This window comes from Pseudomonas sp. H3_E04 (assembly GCF_054668915.1).
Window position 1 is genome coordinate 2309905 of the sequence record NZ_CP162797.1, and the last position, 13461, is coordinate 2323365.

General features: G+C 62.0%; 11 protein-coding genes and 2 pseudogenes. 6 read left to right on the forward strand and 7 right to left on the reverse strand.

Annotated elements, in window-relative coordinates:
* Positions 1-55 precede the first annotated feature (55 nt).
* Positions 56-832 (reverse strand): annotated as a pseudogene (locus AB4N53_RS10330) (cache domain-containing protein); the annotation flags it as partial.
* 199 nt (positions 833-1031) lie between these two features.
* Complete coding sequence (locus AB4N53_RS10335; RefSeq protein WP_324175683.1) at positions 1032-2348, reverse strand: Na+/H+ antiporter family protein; 1317 nt, start codon at positions 2346-2348, stop codon at positions 1032-1034.
* A 1454-nt stretch (positions 2349-3802) separates the two neighbouring features.
* On the opposite strand from AB4N53_RS10335, the pseudogene AB4N53_RS10340 reads away from it, so the two are divergent.
* Positions 3803-3859 (forward strand): annotated as a pseudogene (locus AB4N53_RS10340) (hypothetical protein); the annotation flags it as partial.
* Positions 3860-4060: 201 nt separating this feature from the next.
* A complete protein-coding gene (locus AB4N53_RS10345; protein WP_416220764.1) occupies positions 4061-4765 on the forward strand; it encodes a methyl-accepting chemotaxis protein in 705 nt (234 codons plus the stop codon).
* Between the two features lie 127 nt (positions 4766-4892).
* Here the strand turns inward: AB4N53_RS10345 and AB4N53_RS10350 are convergent, their stop codons facing one another.
* From AB4N53_RS10350 to AB4N53_RS10365, 4 genes are read right to left on the reverse strand one after another with little or no spacing between them, the layout of a single operon-like run.
* Positions 4893-6206 (reverse strand): sensor histidine kinase, encoded by a 1314-nt coding sequence (locus AB4N53_RS10350; protein WP_460120276.1) that lies wholly within the window; start codon positions 6204-6206, stop codon positions 4893-4895.
* Entirely contained in the window at positions 6203-6871 is a 669-nt protein-coding gene (locus tag AB4N53_RS10355; protein ID WP_016775412.1) for a response regulator transcription factor, read from the reverse strand. Before AB4N53_RS10355 ends, AB4N53_RS10350 begins: the two co-directional genes overlap by 4 nt.
* A gap of 3 nt (positions 6872-6874) precedes the next feature.
* Positions 6875-7186, reverse strand: coding sequence for a PepSY domain-containing protein (locus tag AB4N53_RS10360; protein WP_016775413.1), 312 nt, complete (start codon positions 7184-7186; stop codon positions 6875-6877).
* Positions 7186-7494: a PepSY domain-containing protein gene (locus AB4N53_RS10365; RefSeq protein ID WP_460120278.1), complete on the reverse strand. Its 309-nt coding sequence runs from the start codon at positions 7492-7494 to the stop codon at positions 7186-7188. The genes AB4N53_RS10360 and AB4N53_RS10365 overlap by 1 nt, the downstream gene beginning before the upstream one ends.
* Before the next feature lie 291 nt (positions 7495-7785).
* On the opposite strand from AB4N53_RS10365, the gene AB4N53_RS10370 reads away from it, so the two are divergent.
* The 4 genes from AB4N53_RS10370 (at position 7786) to codA (ending at position 12132) form a co-directional block, all read left to right on the forward strand.
* A complete protein-coding gene (locus AB4N53_RS10370) occupies positions 7786-8865 on the forward strand; it encodes a patatin-like phospholipase family protein (RefSeq protein WP_460120280.1) in 1080 nt (359 codons plus the stop codon).
* A gap of 85 nt (positions 8866-8950) precedes the next feature.
* Positions 8951-9307 carry a 6-carboxytetrahydropterin synthase QueD gene (gene queD, locus AB4N53_RS10375; protein WP_007915588.1) on the forward strand — a complete coding sequence of 119 codons (357 nt, stop codon included), beginning with the start codon at positions 8951-8953 and terminating at the stop codon, positions 9305-9307.
* A gap of 303 nt (positions 9308-9610) precedes the next feature.
* Positions 9611-10882 (forward strand): cytosine permease, encoded by a 1272-nt coding sequence (codB, locus tag AB4N53_RS10380; protein ID WP_460120282.1) that lies wholly within the window; start codon positions 9611-9613, stop codon positions 10880-10882.
* A 14-nt stretch (positions 10883-10896) separates the two neighbouring features.
* On the forward strand, positions 10897-12132 hold the full coding sequence (codA, locus tag AB4N53_RS10385; RefSeq protein WP_460120284.1) for a cytosine deaminase: 1236 nt from the start codon (positions 10897-10899) through the stop codon (positions 12130-12132).
* Between the two features lie 205 nt (positions 12133-12337).
* Here codA and AB4N53_RS10390 read toward each other — a convergent pair whose 3' ends face one another.
* Positions 12338-13318: a diaminopimelate epimerase gene (locus tag AB4N53_RS10390; RefSeq protein WP_460120286.1), complete on the reverse strand. Its 981-nt coding sequence runs from the start codon at positions 13316-13318 to the stop codon at positions 12338-12340.
* Positions 13319-13461 lie beyond the last annotated feature (143 nt).

The following is a 13461-nucleotide window of genomic DNA, read 5'->3' on the forward strand; positions in this document are numbered from 1 at the left end:
TCTTGTCGACGAAACGGTTGAACGAGCCGGCCAGCTCACCGAGTTCGTCCTGGCTGGTGATGTTCAGGCGCCGGGTCAGGTCGCCCTCGCCCGCCGCGATGTCGTCGAGGTTGGCTTTCATCAGGGTCAGCGGACGCAGAATGGTGTTGGCCAGCAGCATCCCCGCCGCCGCGATCACCAACAGCACCAGCACCGCAACGCCGACAATGCTCAGGACCACGCCTTGCACGCGCTCCTGCACTTGCGCCTCGACCTGCGCCACTTGTGCTTCGATGCCGTCGAGGTTGACCGAAGTACCGACCGCCATGTCCCACTTCGGCAGGTATTCGGTGTAGCCGAGCTTCGGCACCAGCACCTTGGCGTTGCCCGGCAGCGGCGAACTGTATTGCAGATAGTGAGTGCCGTCCTTGGCCACTTTGACCAGGCCGAGGTTGACGTAGACGCCGTTCGGATCGCGGTTGTCCTTGAAGCTTTTGCCCACGCCATCGGGGTCATTGGCCTTGAACAGGCGCACGGTCTCGGAATCGTAGCCGAAGAAGTAGCCATCCTTGCCGTAGCGGATGCCCGAGAGCAATTTGATCGCCTGCGCCCGCGCCGCATCGTCGCCCGGTGCGGCGGCGTCATACAGCGGTTTGATCGTGGTCATGGCCACGGCGACGTAACTTTGCAGGGTGGCCTTGGCGTCGCTGAGCAGCCGCTCGCGGGTCTGTTCGACCTCCTTGCGCGCCTGTTCCTGGAGGATGAACAGCGTGGTCACGCTGATGACCAGTGCGAAGAGCAGCACCGGCAGAACGGCAAGGGACAGGACTTTAGCCTTGAGACTCAGGCGCATCGGGGGACTCACTCTTTTGATTTTGTTGGCGTGGTTAAAGGCTTTAACGGCACGCCGAGGCAAAAGTTGAGTCTTGAAACATCGCCGCCCCCTGTGGGAGCGAGCCTGCTCGCGAAAGCGTTGGGTCAGTAACCCGTGTGTCGACTGACACGACGCTTTCGCGAGCAGGCTCGCTCCCACATTGGGCAATTGTGGATGTTTAGAGGACCATTGCCGCCACCCAGCCAAACACCAGCAGCGGCAGGTTGTAGTGCAGGAAGGTCGGTACGACGGTGTCCCAGATGTGGTGATGCTGGCCGTCGATGTTCAGGCCGGAGGTCGGGCCGAGGGTCGAGTCCGAGGCCGGCGAACCGGCATCGCCCAGCGCACCGGCAGTGCCAACGATGCAGACAATGGCGATCGGGCTGAAGCCCAGTTGCACGCACAACGGCACGAAGATCGCCGCCAGAATCGGCACGGTGGAGAACGACGAGCCGATGCCCATGGTTACCAGCAAGCCCACCAGCAGCATCAACAACGCACCCACGCCTTTGCTGTGATTGATCCAGGCCGCCGACGATTCGACCAGCGTCTGCACTTGCCCGGTGGCCTTCATCACTTCGGCAAAGCCTGAGGCGGCGATCATGATGAAACCGATCATCGCCATCATTTTCATGCCTTCGGTGAACAGGTCATCGGTCTCGCGCCATTTGACGATGCCGGAGACCGAGAAAATCAGGAACCCGACCAGAGCGCCGATAATCATCGAGTCCAAGAGCAACTGCACCACGAATGCCGAAGCGATGGCCACACCGGCGATCATCAGGCTCAGCGGGTTGTATTGCACCGCCGTCTGCTCGACCTGTTCGATCTTCGCCAGGTCATACACGCGCTTCTTGCGATAGCTGATGAACGCGATCGCCAGGCCGAAAACCATGCCTAGTGCCGGGATCCCCATGGCGTGGGTGACATTGATGCCGCTGATGTCGACGCCGCTGCGGGCGACGTTGGCCAGCAGGATTTCATTGAGGAAAATGTTGCCGAAGCCCACCGGCAGAAACATGTACGGGGTGATCAGGCCAAAGGTCATGACGCAGGCGATCAAACGGCGATCGAGTTGCAGCTTGGTCAGTACATATAGAAGTGGCGGCACCAGCAGCGGAATGAATGCGATGTGGATCGGCAGGATGTTCTGCGAGGCAATCGCCACCACCCACAGCAGGCCGATCAGCAGCCATTTGACGTTACCGCCGCCGGTTGCATGCTGCCGATCCACCATGGCCAGGGCCTTGTCGGCCAGCGCATGGGCCAGGCCGGACTTGGCGATCGCCACGGCAAAAGCGCCGAGCAAGGCGTAGGACAACGCCACCGTTGCGCCGCCGCCCAGACCGCTGTTGAACGCCTTGAGTGTTGCGTCGATGCCCAGACCACCGGTCAGGCCACCGACCAGCGCCCCGACGATCAGCGCGATCACCACATGCACGCGCGACAGGCTGAGGATCAGCATGACGCCGACGGCTGCTATGACTGCATTCATTTCACTACCTCAAAAAACACTGCGGGTGAAAACACACCGCCAGACAGGATGAGTCCGCCCGGGGTTGGCCGGCGGATTTGTACAGAGGGTCTTATTAGAAGGGAGCGCACTTTGAAGGAAGCAGCTGCAAGCTTCAAGCTTCAAGCGGCAAGAAACAGGCGAAAAGTGATAGCCATAGCGCCTATGGCTGCAGCTTGCAGCTCAAGAAACCTGCTTTTCTGGCGCTACAGTGCAAAGTCTCAGATATTTATCGGATAAGGATGTTTTCCATGTCGCTCAGACAACTTTCCATCCAATGGAAAATCACCCTGCTCGCCGGCCTCTGCCTGGCCGGTATCGTGACGCTGTTGGTCGGTCTTTCGCTGTATCGCATGGAACACAGCTCGGCGCTGGTCAAGGCCTCGAGCATGGAGATGCTCACCGAGTCGGCGCAGGCGCGGATCGAATCGCAAGGCGAGGTGCAGGCTGCCGGCATTCGCCAGCAGTTCATGGACGCCTATCAGTACGGCCACGGTTTCTCGCGGCAGGTGCTGTTTTTGCGTGAGCAGGCCGAGAAGCGTTTTCTCGATGCCTTCGACCTGCGCGAGGACATGACTCGTCAGGTCAAATCCGCGCTGCAAGCCAACCCGGATCTGCTCGGCCTGTCGCTGGTGTTCGAAGCCAACGCGCTGGACGGCAAGGACGAACTGTTCGCCGATCAGGCTGAGCTGGGCAGCAACGACAAGGGCCGTTTTGCCCTGTACTGGTCGCAGCCGACCCCAGGCAAAGTCACTTCGATGGCGCTGCCGGAAAGCGACATGAGCGACACCAGCACCGGCCCCAGCGGTCAGGCCGCCAATGCCTGGTTCACCTGCCCGCGCACCACGCTTAAACCGTGCGTGATCGAGCCGTACTTCTACGTCATCGACGGCCACAAAGTGCTGATGACCAGCATCGTCTTCCCACTGCAGGTCAACGGCAAAGTTATCGCTTCGCTGTCGGTCGACATCAACCTCAACAGCCTGCAAGCGATCAGCCAGAACGCCAGCCGCAAACTGTATGACGGTCAGACCGCCGTGAGTATCGTCAGCCCCGCCGGCCTGCTCGCCGGCTACAGCCCGGATGCCGGCAAACTCAGCCAGCGCCTGGATGCGGTGGATCAGGCCAGCGGCAGCGAGTTGCTGCGCCTGCTCGCCTCGAGCACTGGCGTGAGCAGCCTGCACAGCAACGGCCAGTTGAAAGTGCTGTCGCCGTTCCAGCCGATTCCCGACGGACCGGCGTGGGGCGTGTTGCTCGATGTGCCGGAGAAAGTCCTGGTCAGCCGCGCCGAAGCGCTCAAACAGCAGTTGGATGCGAGCAACACCTCAGGCACGCTGATCGAACTGAGCCTTGGCCTGCTCGCCGCGCTGATCGGTTTGCTGCTGGTGTGGCTGATGGCGCGCAGCGTGACCAAACCGATTCTCGGCGTGGCGCACATGCTTGAAGACATCGCCAGCGGCGAAGGCGACCTGACCCGGCGTCTGGCCTACGACAAGCAGGACGAACTGGGCCAGTTGGCCGGTTGGTTCAACAAGTTCCTCGACAAGCTGCAACCGATCATCGCCGAGGTGAAGCGCTCGGTGCAGGATGCGCGCAACACCGCTGACCAGTCCTCGGCCATCGCCACCGAGACCAGCGCCGGCATGGAGCAGCAATATCGTCAGGTCGACCAGGTCGCCACCGCGTCCCACGAAATGAGCGCCACAGCGCAGGACGTGGCACGCAGTGCCGCCCAGGCCGCCGAAGCCGCCAAGGACGCCGACCGCGCCACCCGTCAGGGCCTGACGGTGATCGACCGCACCACCGCAAGCATCGACACCCTCGCCGCCGACATGAGCGCAGCGATGGTCCAAGTCGAGGGCCTGGCCGCCAACAGCGAGAAGATCGGCACGGTACTGGAAACCATCCGCGCCATTGCCGAGCAGACCAACCTCCTGGCGCTCAACGCCGCCATCGAAGCCGCCCGCGCCGGTGAGGCCGGACGCGGTTTTGCCGTGGTCGCCGACGAAGTGCGCAACCTTGCGCGCCGCACGCAGGAGTCGGTGGAGGAAACCCGCCAGGTCATCGAGCAATTGCAGAACGGTACGCAGGAAGTGGTCGGTTCGATGGGCAACAGCCATCGTCAGGCTCAGGGCAGTGTCGAGCAAGTTGGCCAAGCGGTGACGGCGCTACGGCAGATCGGCGATGCGGTGACGGTGATCAGCGACATGAACCTGCAAATCGCCAGCGCCGCCGAAGAGCAAAGCGCGGTGGCCGAGGAGATCAACAATAACGTGGCGACGATTCGCGATGTGACCGAGTCGCTGTCCGGGCAGGCTAATGAATCGGCGCGGGTCAGCCAGTCGCTCAACAGCCTGGCGAACCAGCAGCAGCGCTTGATGGATCAATTTCGGGTCTGACTTTGACGACATGTAGGAGCTGTCGAGTGAAACGAGGCTGCGATCTTTTGATGTTGCTATACCAGATCAAAAGATCGCAGCCTCGTTTCACTCGACAGCTCCTACAAGATTTGCGCAAGGCGCCGGGTCAGCGCTTAGGCAGTTCAATCACCACTTTCAACCCGCCCCACTCGCTCTCGCCCAACACCAGCAAGCCACCCCACGTATCGACAATATCCCGCACAATCCCCAATCCCAGCCCATGCCCGTGGGTCTGCTCATCGAGCCGCGTGCCACGGCTGAACACCTGAGCCCGCTGCGCTTCGGGAATCCCCGGGCCGTCATCTTCAACGCTCAGGGCGAAGCCGTCAGACCGTTCGATCACACTCAAACGCACTTCGGCATCGGCCCATTTGCAGGCGTTGTCGAGCAGGTTACCGAGCAGTTCGAGCAGGTCCTCACGGTCCCACGGCAGTTGCAAACCCGGCGGTGCGACGTAGCTCAAAGCCAGATGCTCGCCATGAATCATGTTCAGCGTCGCCAGCAACCCCGGCAACTCGGCATCGCAATCGAACAACGCGCCGGGCAGCGCATCCCCCGATAACCGCGCGCGATTGAGTTCGCGATTGAGGCGCTGCTGCACCTGCTCCAGTTGTTCCTGGAGAATCCTGCGCAGCTCGGGATGCGCATCGAGCCTGTCGCTGGAGGCCAGACTCAGCAGCACCGCCAGCGGAGTTTTCAGCGCGTGACCGAGGTTGCCCAAGGCATTGCGCGAGCGCTTGAGGCTGTCTTCGGTGTGGGCGAGCAAATGGTTGATCTGCGCCACCAGCGGCTCCAGCTCCACCGGCACCTGATCGTCGAGTTGCGAGCGCTGGCCCTGCTGCAACTGGGCGATCTGCTCGCGCGCGCGTTCCAGCGGTTTCAAGGCGCGGCGCACGGTCAGGCGTTGCAGGAACAGAATCAACAGCAACGCCGCCAGCCCCAGGCCGAGGCCGATCTGGCGCATGCGCTGGAAGCTGTCGCTGACCGGCGTGTAATCCTGGGCGACGCTGATCGAGATCGACTGGCCCAGGCGCCGATAGTCCGAGCGCAATATCAGCAAGCGCTGCCCACCCGGGCCCAGTTGCAGGTTGCTGTGCAGCCCCGGGTGGGGCAGCAGCGGCAGCTCCTGATCCCACAGCGAGCGCGAACGCCAGTGACTGTCGGAGAAGTCGATGCGAAAGTAGTGCCCGGAAAATGGCCGCTGATAGGCCGGCGACAGATGCCGCTCATCCAGCTGCAAACCTTGCGGGCCGCGCACCAGCGCCACCAGCAGGCTTTCGCTGTCGTTGCGCAGGCCGGCTTCGAGGTAGCGCTGCAAACCGACTTCGAACAACCACAGGCTGGTTTGCGCCAGTACCACACCGACGACCACCATCACACTGATCAAACCCAGGCTCAAACGGCGCTGGATTGACCTCATGAAGCTTGCCCGCCGAACAGGTAACCCTGGCCGCGACGGGTTTCGATCACGCTTTTGCCGAGCTTGCGCCGCAGATGATTGACGTGGACTTCGAGGACGTTGGAGTCACGCTCGGTTTCACCGTCGTAGAGGTGTTCGGCGAGGTGGCTTTTCGAGAGGATCTGTTCGGGGTGCAGCATGAAATAGCGCAGCAGACGGAATTCAGCGGCGGTCAGCTGAATGTCGGCGCCATCGCGAACCACGCACTGGCGGCCTTCGTCCAGATGCAGGCCGGCAGCCTGCAGGGTCGGCTGGTTGGCCTGGCCCTTGGAGCGGCGCAACAGTGACTGAATGCGCAGGTACAGCTCCTCAGGATGAAACGGTTTGGTCAGGTAATCGTCAGCGCCGGCCTTCAGCCCTTCGATGCGCTCGGCCCAGGAGTCGCGCGCGGTGAGGATCAGCACCGGAATCGCCAGGCCGGCCGCGCGCCACTGCGCCAGCACGTCCAGCCCCGGCACGCCGGGCAGGCCGAGGTCGAGGATGATCAGGTCATAGGGTTCGCTGCTGCCCTGATACACCGCATCGCGGCCATCGGCCAGCCAATCCACCGCGTAGCCTTGGCGTTGCAGGCCGGCGAGCAATTCGTCGGCCAGCGGTACGTGGTCTTCCACCAGAAGCAAACGCATCGATCAATCTTCCTTGTCTTTGACTAACTCGCCGGTATCGGCCTTCAGGTGCAGCTCGCGCGCCACGCCTTCGACCGTCAGCAATTCGACTTCGTAAATGTACACGTCGTGTTTTTCTTCCAGCTCGACTTCCAGCAGCTTGGCGCCGGGGTAGCGATCCATGGCCTGCTGCAGCACTTGCTCCAGCGGCAGGATCACGCCATCGCGACGCAGGGCCAGCGCCTCGTCCTGATCGAGGTCGCGGGCCATGGCCGTACTGCACAACAACACCAGCGCCAGCGCCGTCAGGCGGGTGGCGCGACTATTCAGCTTCATTACGTATCCTGATGATCCCTGAGCACTTCACCATCGACCGCGTTCAACTCCAGATCCCACTTCAACCCTTTCGGGTCGCGCAGTTCGATCTGGTAAATGAACTTGCCGTACTCCTCCTCCAGTTCGGTTTCAGTGATTTCCGAACCGGGGTGTTTTTCCAGCGCGATGGCGTTGAGCTTCTCGAAGGAGACGATAGTACCAGCGTCGCGCAAACGAAGCGCCTCGTCGGGTCCGAGATCGCGCGCCAGCGCAGAGTTGGCGCCAAGGCCGAGGATCGAGGCAGTGGTCAGGGCAGTCAGGGTTTTCATGATGTCTCCGAATTCTTATATGTTGCTTACGGTGGGCACCTTAGCGGGGTCAACTTAACTGAAACTGAATGGCCATCATTGTGCCGCATTGCTGGCAAGGTCCGCTGTGGGAGCGAGCCTGCTCGCGAAGGCGCAGTGTCAGCTGCGACGATGTTACTGACCCGCCGCTTTCGCGAGCAGGCTCGCTCCCACACTGGTTTGCGTCTGCCCCCCCTTGTGGGGCAGGCTCACTCCTACAAGGGTTCGCAACATCGGCTTATAATCGCCAGCTTGCTAACGATCGAGACCGGTATGACCGCCATCCACATCAAGTTTCCCGCCCTCACCCTCAAGGCCGGCCCACGGGCCATGGCGCGCATTCGTGCGCAGGGATTGCATGCCGCGGACGTCGGCACCCTGCCCGGTGCGGCCGGTGGGCCGAAGGCGTTGGGGATTCAGGGGCTCGATCTGGCGTTGTTCGGCGAGTGGCTGCCGAGTGCGCCGCGCGAGCGTTCGCTGATCGGCGCCTCGGTGGGTTCCTGGCGCTTCGCCAGCGCCTGCCTGCCAGACGCCGCCGAGGGCATTCGCCGCCTCGGCCAGCTATACGCCGAGCAGAATTTCAACAAAGGCGTGACCATGGCTGAGATCAGCCAGAGCTCGCAGCGCATGCTCAATGATCTGCTCGACGGCCGCGATGCGAGCATCCTTGAAAACGCCGATTACCGCTTGAACATCATGGTGGTGAAGAGCCAGGGCCGCCTCGCCGAAGACCATCGCGGGCGCCTCGGTCTGGCGCTGGGTTCGGTGATCGCCGACAACCTGCGCGGCCGTGCGCGGCTGTCGCGGCACTTCGAACGGCTGATCATCCACGATCCGCGCCTGGCGCCGCCGCTTGATGCCTTGACCGATTTCCCCTCGCGCTTCGTCGCGCTCAATACCGGCAACCTGCGCCAGGCGCTGCTCGCTTCGGGATCGATCCCAATGGTCATGGAAGGCGTGCGCGACCTGCCCGGCGCCGGCGCGGGTACGTTCCGCGACGGCGGTTTGCTCGACTACCACCTCGACCTGCCCTACAGCGGCGACGGCATCGTGCTCTATCCGCACTTCACCGATCGGGTGATTCCCGGCTGGTTCGACAAGACGTTGCCATGGCGCCGTGCTTCGGTGCAGCGCCTGCAAGATGTGCTGCTGGTCGCGCCGTCGAAGGAATATCTGGCCCGCCTGCCCTACGGCAAACTGCCCGATCGTAATGACTTCAAACGCTTCATGGGCGATGCGCCGAGCCGGCAGAAATACTGGCACGCGGCGATGGACGAGAGTCGGCGACTGGGCGACGAATTTCTCGAACTGACGGCCAACGGTCGCCTCGCCGACCGGTTGCTGACCCTTTAGTCAGCACGGCCAAAGACAAGCTGATAAACTCGCCGCCTGCCCGAATCGCTGCGGCGAACGCCATCTGAACAGAGCCGAAAATACCGTGGAAATCTTCAAAGAGTTTACTTTCGAATCCGCCCACCGCCTGCCGCACGTCCCGGACGGCCACAAGTGCGGACGCCTGCACGGTCATTCGTTCAAGGTCGCGCTGCACCTGAGCGGCGACCTCGATCCGCACACTGGCTGGATTCGCGATTTCTCCGAGATCAAAGCGATTTTCAAGCCGCTGTATGAGCGTCTCGACCACAACTACCTGAACGACATTCCCGGCCTGGAAAACCCGACCAGCGAAGTGCTGGCCAAATTCATCTGGAACGAGATGAAGCCTTTGCTGCCGGAACTCAGCGCGATCCGCATTCATGAGACATGCACCAGCGGGTGCATTTATCGCGGGGAATAAGCACCACACATCTCCCCGCCACTGTGGGAGCGAGCCTGATCGCGAAAGCGTCGTTCCAGTCAATTTATTCGGTGACTGACACTCCGTATTCGCGAGCAGGCTCGCTCCCACAAGAGTCCGGCGCCAGGTTTGAATCATCTGCCATGCACATACAGGCTCGCTCCCACATTGGGCTCCTGGTGCATTCAGTGCACTGCTTTCGCGCTGAAAACCTCAGTCGCGTCTACACATTCGGTCACTTGCGCCGCTTGGCACGACCGCTGCAACCCTTTTGCGTCTTCCCCTTCCAGCAAGGACTGCCCCATGACGCAGAACGCCTCCGGCAACGATTACCCGCTCAGTGAAGTGCCGATGCACGCGCGCAAAGGCCTGGCCTCGACGGCGATGGTGTTACTCGGCTTCACGTTTTTCACCGCGACGATGTTTGCCGGCGGCAAGCTCGGGGTCGCGTTCGGTTTTGCCGAGATGATGGCGGTGATCATCGTCGGCAACCTGCTGCTCGGTCTATACGCTGCGGGCCTGGGTTACATCGCCTTCAAGAGCGGCCTCAATTCGGTGCTGATGGGCCGTTTCTGTTTTGGCGAAGTCGGCAGCAAGCTCAGCGACCTGATCCTCGGTTTCACCCAGATCGGCTGGTATGCCTGGGGCACGGCGACGGCGGCGGTGGTGATCGGCAAATATTTCAATCTCGATGAAAGCACCGTGCTGGTCCTGATGGTGCTGTTCGGTCTGGGCTTTTGCGCCACCGCATACATTGGCTATCGCGGACTGGAAATTCTTTCGTACATCGCGGTGCCGGCCATGATGTTGCTGCTGATGCTGTCGATGTGGGTGGCGACCGTGAAAGTCGGCGGCTTCGAAGGCTTGCTCAGCGTGGTGCCGAGCGGTTCGCTGGACTGGTCGACAGCGATCACCCTGGTGTTCGGCACCTTCGTCAGCGGCGCAACGCAAGCCACCAACTGGACGCGATTTTCGCGCTCGGCAAAAGTCGCGGTGCTGGCCAGCCTGATCGGTTTTTTCATCGGCAACGGCCTGATGGTACTGATCGGCGCGTACGGCGCGATCGTCTATCAACAACCGGATGTGGTTGAAGTGCTGCTGTTGCAGGGCTTCGCCATGGCCGCGATGGCCATGCTGTTGCTGAACATCTGGAGCACTCAGGACAACACCATCTACAACTTCGCCGTCGCCGGCTGCAACCTGCTGCGCACCGGTCGGCGCAGAGCCGTGACGCTCGGTGGCGCGGTGATCGGCACCCTGCTCGCCCTGCTCGGCATGTACGACATGCTGGTGCCGTATCTCATCCTGCTCGGCACTGTGATTCCGCCGATTGGCGGGGTGATCATGGCTGACTTTTTCTATCGCTGGCGCGGGCACTATCCGCGTCTGGCCGACGCACGGTTGCCAGCGTTCAACTGGCCGGGCCTCGGGGCCTACGGGGTGGGTACCGTCGCTGCGTTCAGCTCGCCCTGGGTCGCGCCGCTGGTAGGCATTGCCGCTGCCGCGCTAACGTATGTCATCGTCACCGGTATGCTCGGCGCCCGTCGCGTCAGCGCACCACTACAAGACCTATAAAAAGGATTCGCCTGATGCACATCATCAACGCCCGCCTGCGCAACCAGGAAGGCCTGCACGAATTGCACCTTGAAGATGGCCTGATTCACAGCATCGCCCGCCAGACCGAAGCGCCGACCCTCGGCGCGGAGGACCTCGATGCCGGCGGCAATCTGGTGGTGCCGCCCTTCGTCGAGCCGCACATCCACCTCGACGCCACCCTCACTGCCGGTGAGCCGCGCTGGAACATGAGCGGCACGCTGTTCGAGGGCATCGAATGCTGGGGCGAGCGCAAGGTCACCATCACCGAAGAAGACACCAAGACCCGCGCCAAGAAGACCATTCAGGCCCTGGCCGCCCACGGCATTCAGCACGTGCGCACCCACGTCGACGTCACCGACCCGCAACTCACCGCGCTCAAGGCTATGCTCGAAGTGCGTGAGGAAAGCCGTCACCTGATCGACCTGCAGATCGTCGCGTTCCCCCAGGAAGGCATCGAGTCGTTCCGCAACGGGCGCGAGTTGATGGAAGAAGCGATCCGCATGGGCGCCGACGTCGTCGGCGGCATTCCGCATTTCGAGTACACCCGTGATCAGGGCGTCAGCTCAGTGAAGTTCCTGATGGACCTGGCCGAGCGCACCGGTTGCCTGGTCGACGTACATTGCGACGAGACCGATGACCCGCACTCACGCTTCCTTGAAGTACTCGCCGAAGAAGCGCGCAGCCGCGACATGGGCGCCCGCGTCACGGCCAGCCACACCACAGCGATGGGTTCTTACGACAACGCCTACTGCGCCAAATTGTTCCGCCTGCTCGGCCATTCCGGAATCAGTTTCGTCTCCTGCCCGACCGAGAGCATTCACCTGCAAGGGCGCTTCGACAACTTCCCGAAACGCCGGGGCGTGACCCGCGTCAATGAACTGCTCGAAGCTGGCATGAACGTGTGTTTCGGTCAGGACTCGATCGTCGATCCGTGGTATCCGCTGGGCAATGGCAACATCCTGCGCGTGCTCGAAGCGGGTCTGCACATCTGCCACATGCTCGGTTATCGCAACCTGCAAAGTGCGCTGGACCTGGTCACCGACAACAGCGCCAAGGCCATGCACCTGGGCGAGCGTTACGGACTGGAACAGGGCCGCCCGGCGAACCTGCTGATTCTTTCGGCGGACAGCGATTACGAAGTGATCCGCAGCCAGGGCCTGCCGCTGTATTCGATTCGTGACGGCAAAGTGTTGATGAAACGGCAGATGCCGGTGGTGGAGTTCAGCTGAGAGTTGCGCTGAACCTCATAGGCCGAAAGCAAAACCTGTGGGAGCGAGCCTGCTCGCGAAAGCGCCATGCCAAGCGCCTCGATGTTGGACGTGCCGACGTATTCGCGAGCAGGCTCGCTCCCACAATAGATCCAGTTGGTGGCAAGGAATGTGTTCCGCGCAAAACCTGTGGGAGCCTGGCTTGCCAGCGATGGCGTCGGCTGACTCAATCCATCAACTGCGCCGTGCCGAACAACTTCACCCGCAGCAACTCCCCTTCCGAAACCTCAAGCAAAACCGGTGCGGTGCCACCGGGCATGACCACCCGCACTTCTCCCGCCTCGACCCAACCCACCCGCCACGCAGCACAAGCGACCGCGCTGGCGCTGGTGCCGGATGACGCGGTTGGTCCCTCGCCACGCTCGAATACCCGGGCGAGGATTTTCTGCGGCGACGCCAGCGCGGCCCATTGCAGATTGACGCCCGCCGGGCAGGGATTTCCAGCACCGGTGGGCATGGCATAGGCAATGGCTGTAAGCCGTTGGTTCAAGGGCGATTCACGCATCTGCTCGTTACTCGGCAACATGGCCGGATCGCTGAGCAGCGTCACGCAATGAGGATTGCCGATGCGGACGAATTGGCTGTGGGTCCAAGCGGGATCGAGTTGTGCCAGAGCCTGGACATGGCTGACGTCGCGATTATTGAACTGAATGCTTTCAACCGCTTGAGCGCCCACCGCCTCAGGGCCGAATCCGGGCTGGCCGAGGTCGAGCCAGAAACCGCGCACGCCTTCGATTTCCGCCGGTGTCACCGAGGTTTCCAGCGCCTCGCCCTTGTCATGATGAACACGCAGCACCGCACCCTGCGCCGCCATCAAGCCTTGCTCGGTCAATGCCTGGGAAAAAATCGTCAAGCCGTTGCCGCTGCGTTCGGCGAGGCTGCCGTCGGTGTTGACGATCAGCACATCGAACGGCGCCGATGCCTGGAACGGGCCGATCAGCAGGCCATCGCTGCGGTGGGGTTTGCTGTTGGCCGGGCGTTGGCCTTCGGGCCAGTGACAGCACAAAGCGATGGCGGCCTCGCTCCATTGCTGCCTGGATGCGGCGCAGTCTGCGGCCCTCGCTGGCAAAGCGATTCCAGCCTCGCGCAAGGTTTCGGGTGAGACCACAGCGTAGATATTGCCGCGTGCGTCGTAGAACCTTGTCATTGCCTGCCCTTTCCCTGCGTCTGGATGAACGCCACTCTAATGATTAATACACACCCTGTGGGAGCGGGCTTGCTCGCGAAGGCGGTGTGCCAGTCAAAAATTCCTGGCCTGACATACCGCCTTCGCGAGCAAGCCCGCTCCCA

Bases quoted from the DNA above. Each gene is read 5' to 3' on its own strand.
- AB4N53_RS10370 (WP_460120280.1), top strand. From the start codon at position 7,786: ATGACCGCCATCCACATCAAGTTTCCCGCCCTCACCCTCAAGGCCGGC.
- AB4N53_RS10355 (WP_016775412.1), bottom strand. From the start codon at position 6,871: ATGCGTTTGCTTCTGGTGGAAGACCACGTACCGCTGGCCGACGAATTG.
- codA (WP_460120284.1), top strand. From the start codon at position 10,897: ATGCACATCATCAACGCCCGCCTGCGCAACCAGGAAGGCCTGCACGAA.
- AB4N53_RS10365 (WP_460120278.1), bottom strand. From the start codon at position 7,494: ATGAAAACCCTGACTGCCCTGACCACTGCCTCGATCCTCGGCCTTGGC.
- AB4N53_RS10350 (WP_460120276.1), bottom strand. From the start codon at position 6,206: ATGAGGTCAATCCAGCGCCGTTTGAGCCTGGGTTTGATCAGTGTGATG.
- AB4N53_RS10360 (WP_016775413.1), bottom strand. From the start codon at position 7,186: ATGAAGCTGAATAGTCGCGCCACCCGCCTGACGGCGCTGGCGCTGGTG.
- AB4N53_RS10345 (WP_416220764.1), top strand. From the start codon at position 4,061: ATGAGCGCCACAGCGCAGGACGTGGCACGCAGTGCCGCCCAGGCCGCC.
- AB4N53_RS10335 (WP_324175683.1), bottom strand. From the start codon at position 2,348: ATGAATGCAGTCATAGCAGCCGTCGGCGTCATGCTGATCCTCAGCCTG.
- AB4N53_RS10390 (WP_460120286.1), bottom strand. From the start codon at position 13,318: ATGACAAGGTTCTACGACGCACGCGGCAATATCTACGCTGTGGTCTCA.
- codB (WP_460120282.1), top strand. From the start codon at position 9,611: ATGACGCAGAACGCCTCCGGCAACGATTACCCGCTCAGTGAAGTGCCG.